The organism is Bradyrhizobium sp. LA6.1, from assembly GCF_040547805.1.
In the GTDB taxonomy this organism is placed as follows: Bacteria; Pseudomonadota; Alphaproteobacteria; order Rhizobiales; family Xanthobacteraceae; genus Bradyrhizobium; species Bradyrhizobium barranii.
Genome location: NZ_JBEPQK010000007.1, coordinates 19,285 through 33,514, shown reverse-complemented (window position 1 = coordinate 33,514; position 14,230 = coordinate 19,285). Strand labels below are relative to the sequence as shown.

13 protein-coding genes and 1 pseudogene are annotated in these 14,230 nt (G+C 65.0%); 8 read left to right on the top strand and 6 right to left on the bottom strand.

What is annotated here, in order from left to right:
- The first annotated feature begins 19 nt into the window (after positions 1 to 19).
- Together rpmF and ABIB99_RS19310 are read left to right on the top strand one after the other, a co-directional pair.
- Positions 20 to 202: a 50S ribosomal protein L32 gene (gene rpmF / locus ABIB99_RS19315; RefSeq protein WP_028149139.1), complete on the top strand. Its 183-nt coding sequence runs from the start codon at positions 20 to 22 to the stop codon at positions 200 to 202.
- Between the two features lie 143 nt (positions 203 to 345).
- The gene (locus tag ABIB99_RS19310; protein ID WP_071917057.1) at positions 346 to 981 is read left to right on the top strand and encodes a hypothetical protein; all 636 of its coding nucleotides are present in this window, start codon (positions 346 to 348) and stop codon (positions 979 to 981) included.
- Positions 982 to 1,073: 92 nt separating this feature from the next.
- On the opposite strand, the gene ABIB99_RS19305 is transcribed toward ABIB99_RS19310, so the two are convergent.
- Positions 1,074 to 1,334 carry a hypothetical protein gene (locus tag ABIB99_RS19305; RefSeq protein WP_247313000.1) on the bottom strand — a complete coding sequence of 87 codons (261 nt, stop codon included), beginning with the start codon at positions 1,332 to 1,334 and terminating at the stop codon, positions 1,074 to 1,076.
- Positions 1,335 to 1,555: 221 nt separating this feature from the next.
- Between ABIB99_RS19305 and ABIB99_RS19300 the strand changes: the two genes are divergently transcribed.
- On the top strand, positions 1,556 to 3,250 hold the full coding sequence (locus ABIB99_RS19300; RefSeq protein ID WP_354177128.1) for an EAL domain-containing protein: 1,695 nt from the start codon (positions 1,556 to 1,558) through the stop codon (positions 3,248 to 3,250).
- Between the two features lie 185 nt (positions 3,251 to 3,435).
- Here the strand turns inward: ABIB99_RS19300 and ABIB99_RS19295 are convergent.
- Positions 3,436 to 3,804 (bottom strand): annotated as a pseudogene (locus ABIB99_RS19295) (antibiotic biosynthesis monooxygenase family protein).
- 98 nt (positions 3,805 to 3,902) lie between these two features.
- Between ABIB99_RS19295 and ABIB99_RS19290 the strand changes: the two are divergent.
- Together ABIB99_RS19290 and ABIB99_RS19285 are read left to right on the top strand one after the other, a co-directional pair.
- Positions 3,903 to 4,373 carry a MarR family winged helix-turn-helix transcriptional regulator gene (locus ABIB99_RS19290; RefSeq protein ID WP_071909035.1) on the top strand — a complete coding sequence of 157 codons (471 nt, stop codon included), beginning with the start codon at positions 3,903 to 3,905 and terminating at the stop codon, positions 4,371 to 4,373.
- 126 nt (positions 4,374 to 4,499) lie between these two features.
- Positions 4,500 to 4,799 (top strand): hypothetical protein, encoded by a 300-nt coding sequence (locus ABIB99_RS19285; protein ID WP_038942196.1) that lies wholly within the window; start codon positions 4,500 to 4,502, stop codon positions 4,797 to 4,799.
- A gap of 32 nt (positions 4,800 to 4,831) precedes the next feature.
- Here the strand turns inward: ABIB99_RS19285 and ABIB99_RS19280 are convergent, their stop codons facing one another.
- From ABIB99_RS19280 to ABIB99_RS19265, 4 genes are all read right to left on the bottom strand, one after another.
- Positions 4,832 to 7,699, bottom strand: coding sequence for a PAS-domain containing protein (locus ABIB99_RS19280; RefSeq protein WP_354177127.1), 2,868 nt, complete (start codon positions 7,697 to 7,699; stop codon positions 4,832 to 4,834).
- A gap of 361 nt (positions 7,700 to 8,060) precedes the next feature.
- On the bottom strand, positions 8,061 to 8,936 hold the full coding sequence (locus ABIB99_RS19275) for a GNAT family N-acetyltransferase (protein WP_063980012.1): 876 nt from the start codon (positions 8,934 to 8,936) through the stop codon (positions 8,061 to 8,063).
- Between the two features lie 94 nt (positions 8,937 to 9,030).
- Positions 9,031 to 10,011: an amino acid--[acyl-carrier-protein] ligase gene (locus tag ABIB99_RS19270; protein WP_063980011.1), complete on the bottom strand. Its 981-nt coding sequence runs from the start codon at positions 10,009 to 10,011 to the stop codon at positions 9,031 to 9,033.
- A gap of 65 nt (positions 10,012 to 10,076) precedes the next feature.
- Entirely contained in the window at positions 10,077 to 11,294 is a 1,218-nt protein-coding gene (locus tag ABIB99_RS19265) for an acyl-CoA dehydrogenase family protein (protein WP_231143714.1), read from the bottom strand.
- Positions 11,295 to 11,652: 358 nt separating this feature from the next.
- Here ABIB99_RS19265 and ABIB99_RS19260 point away from each other — a divergent pair, with 358 nt between their 5' ends.
- From ABIB99_RS19260 to mtnA, 3 genes are all read left to right on the top strand, one after another.
- Positions 11,653 to 11,925, top strand: coding sequence for a phosphopantetheine-binding protein (locus ABIB99_RS19260; protein WP_063980009.1), 273 nt, complete (start codon positions 11,653 to 11,655; stop codon positions 11,923 to 11,925).
- A gap of 279 nt (positions 11,926 to 12,204) precedes the next feature.
- A complete protein-coding gene (locus ABIB99_RS19255) occupies positions 12,205 to 13,080 on the top strand; it encodes an S-methyl-5'-thioadenosine phosphorylase (RefSeq protein ID WP_063980008.1) in 876 nt (291 codons plus the stop codon).
- A gap of 18 nt (positions 13,081 to 13,098) precedes the next feature.
- Complete coding sequence (gene mtnA, locus ABIB99_RS19250; RefSeq protein ID WP_063980007.1) at positions 13,099 to 14,208, top strand: S-methyl-5-thioribose-1-phosphate isomerase; 1,110 nt, start codon at positions 13,099 to 13,101, stop codon at positions 14,206 to 14,208.
- Positions 14,209 to 14,230 lie beyond the last annotated feature (22 nt).

Here is a 14,230-nt window from a genome sequence, read left to right as displayed (position 1 = left end):
ATCCCTAGAGGATATTGAAATGGCCGTTCCGAGAAGAAAAACCTCGCCGTCGCGTCGTGGCATGCGCCGCTCGGCAGACGCCATCAAGAAGCCGACCTATGCGGAAGACAAGGACTCCGGCGAGCTCCGTCGTCCGCACCATCTCGACCTCAAGACCGGCATGTACAAGGGCCGTCAGGTCCTGAAGAAGAAAGAGTCCTGAATTTAGGACCTTTCTCCGGGCAGGATCATTTCGCCTGCCTGATTTCGGCCACCCAATGAGATATGACAATGACGGCGGCGGAGCTAATGCTTCGCGGCCGCATTGTCCTGTCCGGATATCTTGATCGAGAAGGCATTTCGCCGATGGTCGGTTTCCCGCTGCTCCTGATCCCGCTCGCGGTCTACAACATCATCGCCTTCTTGATGCCGTCCGTGTCCTTTACGGACGTGCTGTTCAAGGTGCCGATGATCACGGGCGAGACCTGGCCGGTCACGCTTGCCGACGTGATGCTCGCGCTCGGTATCGTGTTGCTGCTGCTAGAGGTCGTCAAAGGCGCGCGGCCCGGCTCGAAATTCCTGATGGATCATCTGCTGTCGCTGATCGTGTTCGGTGCTGCCGCGGCCGAATTCGTGATGTGGCCCAAATTCGGCAACTCCACCTATTTCCTGCTGGTGCTGCTCGCGATGGCCGATTTCCTCGGCGGTATCGCCCAGCGCACGCGCCGCCGCGTCACCTATGTCGCGGAGACGACAGTGCCGGCGCCGCGCAAGGCCAAGCGCCAGGCCGAAGCGGCAGCGGACGACGCGGCGCCCGAACCCAAGTTCGAGCCGGTGTCTGCGCCGGCGGTGCCACCCGCGCCGTCAGCGCAGTCGGTCGCCGAATCCGTGCTGAAGGATCACCCCGCGCCGAAGCCGGTGAACCCGCCCTCGCCGGAAATTCCCTCGCCGGATTTGCAACCGGGCAACGGCACGCCGCCGTCTCCCGACGCGCCGCGCTGATCGTGAGTCGCCGCCGCAATGGCGGTGCGCTCCCTCGCCCCGCTTGCGCGGAGAGGTGAAGGGCACCGCCTCTCTCAGAAAATTCGTCGTGCTTAAGCCACCTGCCGCGTGCGCGCGGTGACGCTTCCGAGCGGGTGCTTGTCGCCATAGGCCATCTGCGCATCCTCGGACGAGGCGCGGCGGAGCCGGCTGGCCTGGGGCAGGTGCTCGGCATTGGCGATGAGTTGGGTGACGAAGCTCGGATCGGGACGGGGCAGCGGCGCCTTGTGGACCCACTGCAACGTCGGCAGCAGCGGCACCAGGGCCGTGCCCGTGCCGTTGTCCGCGCATTCCGATCGATCAGTACTTAACATCGCAATCACCGTTGATCCGGCGAGGCCTGTCGCGTTTCGAGACGCTGGCGCCGGTGCGTGTCATGTACTCGCAAGGCCTATGCCGGCCGGGCCGGTTTGGTTCCGCGGGCCTGCGAAACATGGTTTCCAAATTGTTTATGAACTTTGCCTAGAGTCGGAGTCGAATCTGGCCGTATTCTGTGCCGACTCAGGACTCCCTGCTGTCCCGAAACGAGGCGATTTTGACCCCTGCATTGCCGCAAGCCTCCGACATCCTGGCCGCTCTTGGTCAGGCCGTTTTCGCCTGGGACATCGCCAGCGATTCCATCGTGTGGGGTGAGCAGGTCGCCAGCGTCTTTCCCGGCATCCCGCCCGAGCGGCTCGCGACCGGCGCCGAATTCGCCAAGCTGATCGAGCCCGCACAGACGCTGCGGACCGCCGCGCTGGCGCAGACCTCGCCGGTGCACGGCGCCGACGGCACGCCCTACCGGGTCGAATACGGCGTGCGCGTGAGCGCCGCCGATCCCGTGGTCTGGATCGAGGAGACCGGCCGCTGGTTCGCCGGCCCCGATGGCCGCCCGGTGCGCGCGATCGGCTCCATCCGCATCAACAATGAGCGCCACGCCCGCGACGAGGAATTGACCAAGCTGGCTCGGCTCGATCCCTTGACCGGCGAGCTCAATCGTTCCCACCTGATCGCGGCGCTGGCCGAGGCGATCGAGGAGACGACCCGCTTCCGCTCGACCGCAGCCTTCATGCTGGTCAGCATCGATCATCTCGCCCGCGTCAACGACGCCTTCGGCTTCGATGTCGCGGACGCCGTGATCCTCGACGTGGCCAAGCGCATCCGCGCCCGCCTGCGCGGCGGCGACGTGCTCGGCCGTTTCTCCGGCAACAAGTTCGGCCTGATCCTGAAGAACTGCACCGTCGATGACATGAACGTCGCCGCCGAGCGCTTCCTTGCCGGCATCCGCGACGAGGTGGTGCCGACCAAATCCGGCCCGGTCTCGGTCACGGCGTCGATCGGCGCGGTCAGCGTGCCGCGTTATGCCCGCAGCACCGACGAGGCCGTCAATCGCGCCCATGAAACGCTGGACGCGGCAAAACAACGCCGCGTCGGTTCGTTCGCGGCGTGGCGCCCGGATGCCGCGCGCGACGCACAGCGCCGCGTCAACATCCGTGTCACCGACGAGATCGTCACCGCGCTGAACGAGCGCCGCATCAAGCTCGCCTATGAGCCGGTGGTCTCGGCGGTCTCGCGCGACTGCGCGTTCCACGAATGCCTGGTGCGGATGGACCAGGGCGACGGCCAGGTGCTGCTGGCACCCGACATCGTGCCGGTTGCCGAACGGCTCGGCCTGATCCGCCTGGTCGATCACCGCGTGCTCGAGCTCGTCGTCGCCGAGCTCGCGGCCGCGCCCGACATCTGCCTCAGCCTCAACATCTCGCCTGATACGACGATGGATCCGGACTGGTGGGCGGGAATTGAGTCGCTGATGCTGGCCCATCCCGGCGTCGCCGAGCGGCTGATCGTCGAGATCACCGAGACGGTCGCGATCCAGGACATCGATGACGTGCGCGGCTTCGTCACGCGGCTGAAGAATTTCGGCAGCCGCATCGCCATCGACGATTTCGGCGCCGGCTACACCTCGTTCCGAAACCTGCGCAAGCTCGGCGTCGACATCGTCAAGATCGACGGTGCCTTCGTGCAGAACATCACCCGTTCCGCCGACGATCGCGCCTTCGTGCAGACCCTGATCGACCTCGCCCGCCGCCTCGACATCAAGACGGTCGCCGAGTGGGTGCAGGACGAAGAGGCCGCCGCCATGCTGCGCGACTGGGGCTGCGACTACATCCAGGGCCGCCTGATCGGGCTCGCCTCAGCCGACCGCCCATGGGGCACGCCGCCGGACAGCGCGCTGCCTGCTGCAGGATAGAGCTGCGTCCCTTGCTTCGTCGGATAACGACGAGCTGCGCGGGGCTTTCCGCATGCTCGCTGTCATCGCCCGACTTGATCGGGCGATCCAGTATTCCAGAGACAGTTGTGTTTAAGCCGAGAGGCCGCGGCGTACTGGATGCCCCGGTCAAGCCGGGGCATGACAGCTGAGTGGGAGGCGCGCAGCTACGCGACGCAAATACCGGGCACCGCGATCTTCTGGAACAGATGCGGGCTTGCGACTGCGGATGCGGGGTAGGCGGCGATCTTTGCGCGGAATTCCGGGTGGGTGAAAGCGGCGCGGAAATGCGCGTTGGATTCCCACACCGCCTAATTCAGATAGGTCGGGCTGTCGCCGACGGCGCGGTGAAGCTGGGTGGAGATGAAACCGGGCTGGCGCTTCATGAAGGCGGCGTCGTCCTGCCACGTCTTGAGGAAGCTCTGCTCATCCTCGGCGTCGAGCGTGAACACGTTGACGAGCACCACGGGGCCGGTTTCGAGCGCGATCTGACGGTCGATCGGGAAGGCAGGGTCGAGGGGGCGCATGAGGGGCATGACATTGCTCCGGTCAATTTGGTATCATAATGTCAATTCGACAGTTCCCGGATATAGCTAATTGACATCATAATGTCAATGCGGAGCAGTGGTGCCAAATGACCAAGACGAAGCGGACCCCGGCGGGCGAAGCCCTGACCGGCCTCATCCTCGACCTGTTCCGCGCCAACAGCCTGCTTCTGACCGCTGGCGATCGGCTGGTGACATCGCTCGGCCTCACCAGTGCGCGCTGGCAGATCCTGGGGGCGATCGCCGACGCCGAGCGCCCGGAGCCGGTCGCCTGGCTCGCCCGCAATCTCGGCGCCAATCGCCAGAACGTGCAGCGCATCGTCAACGACCTCGAGCGGGATGGTCTCGTCGTGTTCGAGACCAACCCGCATCACCGCCGGGCGCAGCTTGTGGTCCTCACCGACAAGGGCCGGCAGGTCTACGACGCCGCCGGCCGGTTGCAGGTCCCCTGGGTCAACGGCCTTGCGGATGGATTGTCGGTCAGGGATATCGACGTGGCCCATCGCGTCGTGACCGCACTGCGAGCCGGTCTGAAAGACGCCGGTGAAGCGAACGAGTAAGCAAGCGAGGCGCCGGGGGACACGAGGCGTACATCGTGTGAGCCCATTTCGGACTCAAATCCGCCGCCGACTCAATCGATGTATCCAAATGCGGTTGGAGGCATGTCCTGAGTTGGGGAATTTGCCATGAGTGATGAAGATTTAATGCGTCATAAGAGACAGAAGCTGATTTCCACTGCCGAAGATATCGTGCGTGACGAGTCTTTCGAACTCTTGTCGCAGCAGCTCTGCGAAGGCGCTAGCTTTTCGGACGATGAATCCCCGTCGAACGACGTTTTTTTGCTTCTTGAGGAGAATGCGCGGCTTCGTGCGCTTGCCATCAGCCTTTCCAGCCTGGTCGGAGACCTCTCCGAACGGGAGTGGAGCAATGCGCTCGCATCGGCCGATCGTGCCACGCTCAATCGCCTGAGGTCGTGTCGGGCGTAACGATAGAGAGAGCGACGAGGTGAAGCGGAGCGTCACGCCACGCGCCTGACCGCGTTCAGTCGCTCGATCGTGTGGCCGACCTCGGCTGCCGGGCACGGCCTGCCGAAATAATAGCCCTGGACCGCGGTGCAGCCGCATTCGCGGACGAAGTCGAGTTGCTCGATCGTCTCGACGCCCTCCGCCGTGGTCTCGACGCCGAGCACGGAGCCGAGGCTCGCGATGGTGCGAACGATTGCGACGCTCTCCGGGCTTTCGCCGAGCGTGCCGACGAAGGAACGGTCGATCTTGATGCGGTCGAACGGAAATTTGCGCAAATAGCTCAGCGAGGAATAGCCGACGCCGAAATCGTCGAGGCTGACGCGCACGCCAAGAGCGCGGAGCTGGTGCAGGATCTCGATTGTCGCCTCGCTGTCGTCGAGCAGCGCTGTCTCGGTGACCTCGAGCTCGAGCCGCCGTGGCGGCAGGCCGGCTTCCGCAAGCGCGCTCGTGACCATCGCCACCAGTGCGCGCGAGCGGAACTGCACCGGCGACAAATTGACCGCGACGGTGACATCGGGCCAGGACGCCGCGGTCGCACAGGCCGTGCGCAGCACCCATTCGCCGATCGGGACGATCAGCCCGTTCTCTTCCGCGAGAGGAATGAATTCGGCCGGCGAGACCAAGCCGCGCGAGGGGTGTTTCCAGCGCAGCAGCGCCTCGAAACCGGTGAGCTCGGTGGTGTCGAGCCGCACCTGCGGCTGGAACACGAGGTGAAATTCGCGTGCCTCAAGCGCGCCACGCAGATCGTGCTCCAGCGCGTGCCGGCCGCGCGCCTGTTCCTCCATCTCGGGCTCGAACAGCTGGTAGGCGCCGCGCCCCTTGGCCTTGGCCTGGTACAGCGCAAGGTCGGCGCATTTCATCAGCTCGTCGGCATCGAGCCCGTGATCGGGCGCGATCGCGATGCCGACGGAAACGCCGACATGGATCGACTGGCTTTCCAGCGGCGGCGGGTGGCCGATGATCTCGACCAGGCGGCGGGCGAGCCGTTCCGCCGATTGCGGCTGCGGTCCGCGCTGGAGAACGGCGAACTCGTCGCCGCCGAGGCGGGCGACGGTGTCATGCTCGCCGACATTCTCCTTCAGCCGCGCCGCGACCCAGCGCAGAAGCCGATCGCCGGCGGCGTGGCCGAGGCGGTCGTTGACCGTCTTGAAATTATCGAGGTCGAAGCACAGCACGGCCATCGCACCGCCGGCGATCGCGACCTGGTTCAGTCCCTCGCCCATTTTGTCGCGGAACAGCGTGCGGTTGGGCAGGTCGGTCAGTGAATCGTGCTGCGCCATGTGCGCCACGCGGGCCTGGGCCTTGTGGCGCTCGGTGACGTCCTCATAGGTGACGACCCAGCCGCCATGCTCCATCCGCTTGTGATTGAGCTTGATGATGCGGCCGTCGTTCAGGTGGCGGTGCAGCGTGTGTTCGCCCTCGCGCAGCCTCTCGACATAGTCGGCATAGATCCTCGCGGCCGTCGTGTTCGGATGGATGCCGAGATCGCAGCTATGCTCCATGATCTCGCGCATCGAGACGCCGGGCTTCACGACATCGGGCGACAGCCCATACATCTCGATGTAGCGGCGATTGCAGACGATGACGCGCAGGCTCGCATCGAGCATGCACAGGCCCTGGCTCATGTTGTTCAGCGCCGCGTCGAAGCGGCGGTATTGCTCGCTCAGCTCTTCGATCGCGCGCTCGCGGTCGGTGATGTCCTCGTAGGTGGCGACGAAGCCGCCCTCGGGCAGCGCGCAGTAGCGCACCGAGATCACGGTGTCGTTCGACATGCGCCGGCGCATCGGCGAGGAATCGTGGTTCGCGATCCTCGCGCTGGCGGCTTCCAGCAGCTGTTGCGGACTGTATTCGGAAGTGAACGCCCCGTTCACCATCGACCGCTCGATCAGCTCGCCGAGATGCGTGCCAGGCCTGGTTTCCTCCGGCGACAGCCGATAGATCTTGCGGTAGGTGGTGTTGCAGACGCGCAGGCGCATGTCGCTGTCGTAGAAGGCGAGCCCGTGCGCCATGTTCTCCAGCGCCGCATCGAGGATGAAGTTCTGTTGCCGCAGCGCTTCTTCGTACTGCAGCCGCTCGGTGACGTCCTCATGCACCGTCACCCAGCCGCCGTCGGGCAGGAAGCGGGACACCGCCTGCACCATCCGGCCGTCATAGCGCATCACCAGCAGGGTCTTCGCTTTCCTGGCGCGCACGTCCTCCAGGCGCGTGTGGCGGAATTCGTCAATCGGCATGCCCGGCAGGTTGCCGCGCGACATCCAGTGTTCGATCACTGAGCAATGCGAGACGCCCGGCTTCACGATGTCGGGGTCGAGATTGTAGAGGTTCAGAAACCGCTCATTGCAGACGACGACACGGCTGTCGCCATCGTACATGATGAGGCCGTGCGACATGTTGGCGAGCGCGTGCTGGCTGCGCTCCGTCTGCACGCGTAATTCCGCCTCGAGCCGGGCGAGGCGGCTGACGTCATCGCAGATCGTCATCCAGCCGCCGCCGGGAAGCGGCTTCAGCTCGAGCGCCATGACGAGTCCGCTCGCCAGTTGCTGCTCCGTGCGGAACGGCTTCCCGCCTGCGATCTGCGCGATCCGCTTCGTATACAGCGCGTCGAGCTCGTCCTGAGGAAAGTTGCCGCGCGCCGCGCTGTGTGCGAGCACCTCGCGGTAGCTCGTGCCGACATGCACGATGTCGGCCGACATGTCGAACAGCGACAGATAGCTCTGGTTGACCAGCACGATCCGGTTGTCGGCGTCGTAGACGCAGACGCCCTGCTCCATGTGATCGAGCGCAAGCTGGCTCAGCCCGACGAGGGCCTGCGGGCGCTCTGCGTGGCGTGCACCAAGCTCGTTATCGCGGATCGGCGTCATGGGATCGACGGGTCTCGGCCGGCAATAGACTTAACGCAACGTAGTTCAGCCACTGAGCGTAGCGAAGAGGCCGGAAAATTCCCTTAAGCGCAGTAGTTTACGGAGGGTGACTGGGGATGCGTAGAGTGTGTGCCGGCGCGCGAATGCGGAAGTGCCTGCAAGCCAGAGTTGGCCGAGAGCCTGCAACAAATCAGGTGTCGTCCCTGCGAACGCAGGGACCCATGACCCCAGGGCGCAGTTTGGCGAAGACTGATCCGGAATGATCTTCCCGCGGTACCGGCGTCTGGGCTCACAGGTAGATCACGCGGTATGGGTCCCTGCGTTCGCAGGGACGACGGCGGATGTTGGGCCCGACCTTACCCTACGGCCCGTACAGCACGAGTTCCGTGTCCGTGAGGTCGCCGAGCTGCGGCCGGTGCGGGCCCTTGAAATATTTACGACCGCGCCGCTCGGTGTAGATGCCGGCGAGGCCGGGTATCGGGCCATTGGAGTCGATCGCCACCGAGATCTTGCCAAGTCGCAGCAGCAGCCGGCCGATGCGGCCTGCGCAGGCGGCGTATTCGGCGGCGCTGCGGCAATAGATCAGCTTCATCGCCGGCGGTGCGATGAAGCCGCGGCGGATGCGCACCGGCTGCAGGACGAAGGGGAACGTTCCCTTCGGCGTGCGGCAGACCAGGCTGAGGCAATTGTAGCGGGCATGCCGCGTGAGGAGCTGCGTCTCGTCGTCGGTCAGCCCCTCGATCGCCTTGGCGTGCTGCGAGATGACCTCGATCTTGCTCCAGCGCGGAGGGCGCGCGAGTGCAGGCACGGAGAAGAAGATGCCGTGGCAATAGGCACGAAAGCCCTGCGTCTCGATGATCGGCCAGGTCCACGGCGCCGGGCTGATGTTGAGATAGGTGACATCCTTGTGCCGCTGCGCGATCTTGGTCAGCAGCGGGGCGTAGTTGCGGTAGGCCGGATCGACATACCAGCTCGACAAATTGCACTGGATGGCGGCCTCTTCGCCGTGCTTTCGCGCCGTGTAGATCAGCAGCAGCACGCCGACGGGCGCGCCGTCATTGTCGAGCATGTAGCCGAAGCGCGGATAGCCCTCCGGCACGGGCCGGAAGGCCTGTCGGCGCAGCCCCTGAATCCAGTAATTGCGCGAGCGGCCGACGAAGCCGCGCGTCAGCAGGTCCGCGACCGCATCGACGTCGGCCTCGGTGATCTCGCGGCATCGGACCTTGGTGTGGATCACGCTCGTTTTACCCGTGGAAATGGGAGGCCTCGTTCGCTCTATCGTTTCAGCATGATCTTTCGGAAAACCGCCCCGCAGTTTTCCGGATCACGCTCTAGCGCCAGCCTTCACCATGGGCATCGGCCGTGGCTAACGGCTGCATGCCCATGATCTCCCGCACCTTGGCGGGCCAGGCGGCGAGATCGGTGCCGTGGGTGTGGAACATGGCGACGGCCAGGCGGTCCATGCCGAAGGCGACGCAGCCGGTGTGGGCCGGTTCGCCATTGGCGTCCTGGATGCCCCAGGTCGTGCCAAAATGTTCGCGGTGATAGTTGAAGCTCATGCAGGCGGTCGGCTGATCCTCCGAGCGGAGCGGGATCAGGAGCTCGAACTTGAGCTGCTGCTGCTTCTGGCTCACTGCCTTGATCTGACCGACGCGGCCGAAGAAGGGGTCGCTGGCATAGTCGACGCGGAAGGTCAGGCCGAGGTCGCGGGCAATCGCCTGCGCGCGCACCATCCAGCGCTCGCGGAAATCGGCGACGTCGTCGGGGCTGCCGATGCAGACATATTCGCGCATCCGGAACGATTGCAGCCGGTCGAGATGTTTCGACGGCTCGCGGCGGAAGCAGTCGGCGGCGACGTCGAAGCGCAGGCCGCCCTTCGGCAAAGGTCCGCGGCTCGCCGCGATCGGATAGACCGGGTAGCACGCGGCGGGCGACAGCACGAGGTCGGCCGGCGAGAGCGATGAAGTCCAGTCGCCGCCGGCGTCGAAGCGGCTCACCGCCGCGTTGATCTCGCGTTCGGTGCCGTGCAGGCCGCAGACGCAGCCGAGCAGGTTCGGAAAACTCTTGAGATAGCCGGATTTCTCGAGCTGGGCCCGGCTCATCACCGGCGGAAAGCGCATGACCTCGGTGCCGGCCTCGCGATCGCTCGTGATCAGCGCGGCGAGACGCTCGACGACGCCCTCATAGAGCGCGGTGCGGGCGTAGACGCCGTCCGAGCCCATGGGGTGGAACAGCTTGTCGGCGAGATGATCGAGCGGATCTGCGATTTGCGGCGCGGTCTCGGGCGAGTTGGGGAGAACAGCAATGTTCATGTTCGACTTCCTGCTATCTGAAATTGTTCTTTTTGGCCGAAAGGCACGTCAGTCGCGAAGGCTTTCTAGTCCCGAAGGCTTGCCGGAATGCCGCTCATCAGCGTCGACGTGGCGGCGTTGGCGAGAATGCGGTCGTTGTTGATCATGATCGGTGAGGACAGCACGTCGCGCAGGTGGCGGCCCATGGTGAACTCGCCGTCGTTGCGGTAGCCGGAGAGGCCCGCGGTGCGCATCGCATGCATCACGGTCTCGACCGCGAGCTCGGAGGCCTGCACCTTCAACAGCGTGATCGAAGACTGGAAATCGAGCGAGCTCAGCGCGCGCTCGTCATGTTCGGCGCGGGCAAAGGTGTCGACATTGGCTGCGATCAGCGCGCGCAGCTTGGCCAGCGACATCTTCGCGGCCGTGAAATGCGCCGCGGCCGGCGGCATCTGGCCGCCCGAGGTGCGGGCCGCCTTGCGAACGAAAGCCTGCGCACGGGTCACGGCCGCAGCCGCGATGCCGGCCCAGGCCGAGGACCAGCACAGATGCGCGAACGGCGTCATGGTCTGGGCATGGATCTTGTCATAGGATTCCGGGAAGATGCGGTCGGCCGGGCAATCGACCTTCAGCTCGAAGCCGGTCGAGCAGGTGCCGCGCATGCCGAGCGTCTCCCAGCCCTGCGTCTGCTTCAGCGAATAATCGTCCTTGGCGAGCGCCAGCAGAACCTGGTCGGAGGCGGCGGCCTCGGTGGCGCGGCGGGCGATGGTGACGAGGCCGTCGGCCTCCGCACCGTAGGAGATCACGGTGGCGTCGCGCATCAGCGAGACTGCGTCGCCGGCGTGGTCGACTGCCGCGGCGCTAGCGCGGATGTTGCCGCCGTTCTGGCCTTCGGTGGTGGAGGAGGCGAGCAGCCACTGGTCGCGGGCGACCCGGCGCATCATCGTTTCCATCCAGGGGATGCCGTGGCCGTGCCTGATGACACAGGCGACCTTGGTCGTGTGCATCGCATAGATCATCGCGGTCGAGGCGCAGGCGCGCCCGAGCGTGTAGCAGATGTCGGTGACGTCGTAGATCGAAGCGCCAAGGCCGCCGAACTCGACCGGGATCATGACGCCGAGCAGTTTCTGCTCACGCGCGACCTCGAAAGCCTTGTGGGGGAAGCGGGCGTCGCGATCGACCCCGTCCGCGTCGGCCGCCGCCGCAGTGGCGGTCCGGGTGGCGCGTTCGATGAGGGAGGGGCCGTGTTCGAGAAAGCTCGTTTGCGTTTCGTCGACAGTGAGGACTGCTTCACGCACGTTCATACTCGTCCGCCTCCGGTTTGCCGTTCAGGATCGCCGGCATCATTCGCGATGCCGTGCAAGCGATCCTCCGACCATTTTGCTTGTGAGACGAGGCTACGGATTTAATTCAAATTCGTCGATGAAATAGAGGGTAAACAAACCGCAATTCCCAACGAACAGTTAAGTTCGGGTTGTTTGCATCGCCGACAATTCCGTGATCGCGTTAGGGATCTGGAAGAACCCGGAATTCCAGACAATCTGAGTCATCGTTTACTAAGAAAGGCGAAGTAATGGTGGCGCCCATTGTGGGATCGGCCCGTCGCGCCCATCGTAGCCGGCAACCGGTCCGACCGTTGAATAGACAGATGGGAATTTACCGATGCAGGCCTTCGATACCGACGTGCGCGATCGCGTCATCAAGCTGGTGAAGGGCATCCTCGAGCAGAACTCGCTCACCGCGGACATCACGCCACAGGCGAGGCTCGTCGATGCGGGCCTGACCTCGATGGACATGGTCAATCTGATGCTCGGCGTCGAAGCCGAGTTCGACTTCACCATCCCGCAGTCCGAGATCACGCCCGAGAACTTCCAGTCGGTCGAGACGCTGGAGCGGATGGTCGCGAACCAGCTGCAGCTGGCCGCGGCGGCTTAATTAGACGTACCTATCTCTCCCCGGGTCGTCCCTGCGAACGCAGGGACCCATACCGCGGAATCTATCGATCGTTGAGGGTCGCAGTACAGAACGACGAACCCTCGCCAAACTGCGCCCTGTGGCTATGGGTCCCTGCTTTCGCGGGGACGACATCGAGTGTGAGGCGAGCACTCCACGCCCCTCACAGCACCGGCATCGCCCCACCACCCCCGTTTCAAAATCGCCGCAAAACTGGCATAGCTTAACCATGTCGCACATAGCTGACAGGGTGGAGCAGGCATGACGCAGGCGGTATTGGGCATCATTGGTGGCTCCGGCATCTACGATCTGCCGGGTCTCGAGGGTGCGCGCGAAGAAGTGATCAAGAGCCCCTGGGGCGAGCCGTCGGCCCCTCTGCGGCGCGGCTCGATTGCCGGCCTGCCGATCGTGTTCCTGCCGCGGCACGACAAGGGTCACCGGCTGTCGCCCTCCGACATCAACTATCGCGCCAACATCGATGTTCTGAAGCGGGCCGGCGTCACCGACCTGATCTCGCTCTCGGCCTGCGGCTCGTTCAGGGAGGAGCTGCCACCCGGCACCTTCGTTCTCGTCGACCAGTTCGTCGATCGCACCCACAAGCGCGAGAGCTCGTTCTTCGGTCGGGGCTGTGTCGCGCATGTGTCGATGGCGCATCCGGTCTCGCCGCGGCTTCGTATCCATCTTGGGGCGGCAGCCGAAGCCGAGGGCATCGCGTTTGCGCGCGGCGGCACCTATGTCTGCATGGAGGGGCCGCAATTCTCCACCTATGCGGAAAGCATGACCTACAAGACATCGGGCTATTCCGTGATCGGCATGACCAACATGCCCGAGGCAAAGCTCGCGCGTGAGGCCGAGATCTGCTACGCCACGGTCGCGATGGTGACGGATTTCGACTGCTGGCATCCCGACCACGACGCCGTCACCGTCCAGGACATCATCCGCGTGCTGACCTCGAACGCCGACAAGGCGAAGGCGCTGGTGGCGCGGCTCGCGACGGATTTTCCGCGCGAGCACGAGCCGTGCCCGATCGGTTCGGACCGCGCGCTCGACACCGCGTTGATCACGGCGCCCGAGGCGCGCGATCCCGAGCTCTTGAAGAAGCTCGATGCGGTGGCCGGGCGCATCCTGCGGGCGTGATACGAAAGGCAGAATGCCATGAAGGTTGACGGCAAGCATTTTCGCAGCATCTGGCGCGAGCGCGATGGCTGGTCGGTCGGCGCGATCGACCAGCGCCGGCTGCCGCATGAGTTCGTCATCGCTAAGCTGACTTCTTGCGAAGACGCTGCGGTCGCCATTCGCGACATGCTGGTGCGCGGCGCGCCGCTGATCGGTGCAACCGCGGCCTACGGCATGGCGCTCGCCATGCGCGAGGACTCATCAGACGCCGGCCTCAAGCGCGCCTATGACACGCTGGTCGTGGCGCGGCCGACCGCGATCAATCTGAAATGGGCGCTCGACGAGATGCGCACGGCGCTCGCGCCGGTCGATCCGGTTGAACGGGCGGAGGCGGCCTATGCGCGCGCCGACGAGATCGTCGAGCAGGACGTCGAGATCAACCGCGGCATCGCCGGCAACGGCTTGAAGCTGATCGAGGCGATCGTCGCAAAGAAGAAGCCGGGCGAGACCGTCAACGTGCTGACCCATTGCAATGCCGGCTGGCTCGCCACCGTCGACTGGGGCACCGCAACGGCGCCGATCTATCTGGCGCATGAGCGTGGCATCAAGATCCATGTCTGGGTCGACGAGACCCGTCCGCGCAACCAGGGCGCCTCGCTCACGGCCTGGGAGCTCGGCCATCACGGCGTGCCGCACACGGTGATCCCCGACAACACCGGCGGACACCTGATGCAGCACGGCATGGTCGACCTCGCCATCGTCGGCACCGACCGCGTCGCCGCCAATGGCGATGTCTGCAACAAGATCGGCACATATTTGAAGGCGCTTGCCGCGCACGACAACGGCGTGCCGTTCTATGTCGCATTGCCGTCGCCGACGATCGATTTCGCCGTTGATGACGGCATCCGCGACATTCCGATCGAGCAGCGCAGCGGCACGGAGGTGACCGACATGACCGGCCGCACCGCCGACGGCCGGCTGGAGACGGTGCGCATCGTGCCGGAGGGCTCGCCGGTCGCGAATTACGCGTTCGACGTGACGCCGGCGCGGTTGGTCACTGGTCTCATCACGGAGCGCGGTGTGCTGAAGCCGGATAGAGCATCGCTGGCGGCCGCCTTTCCGGAGCGGATCGCCGCCGCGGCGGAGTAGTCAGTCTGCCAGGCGAGATGGC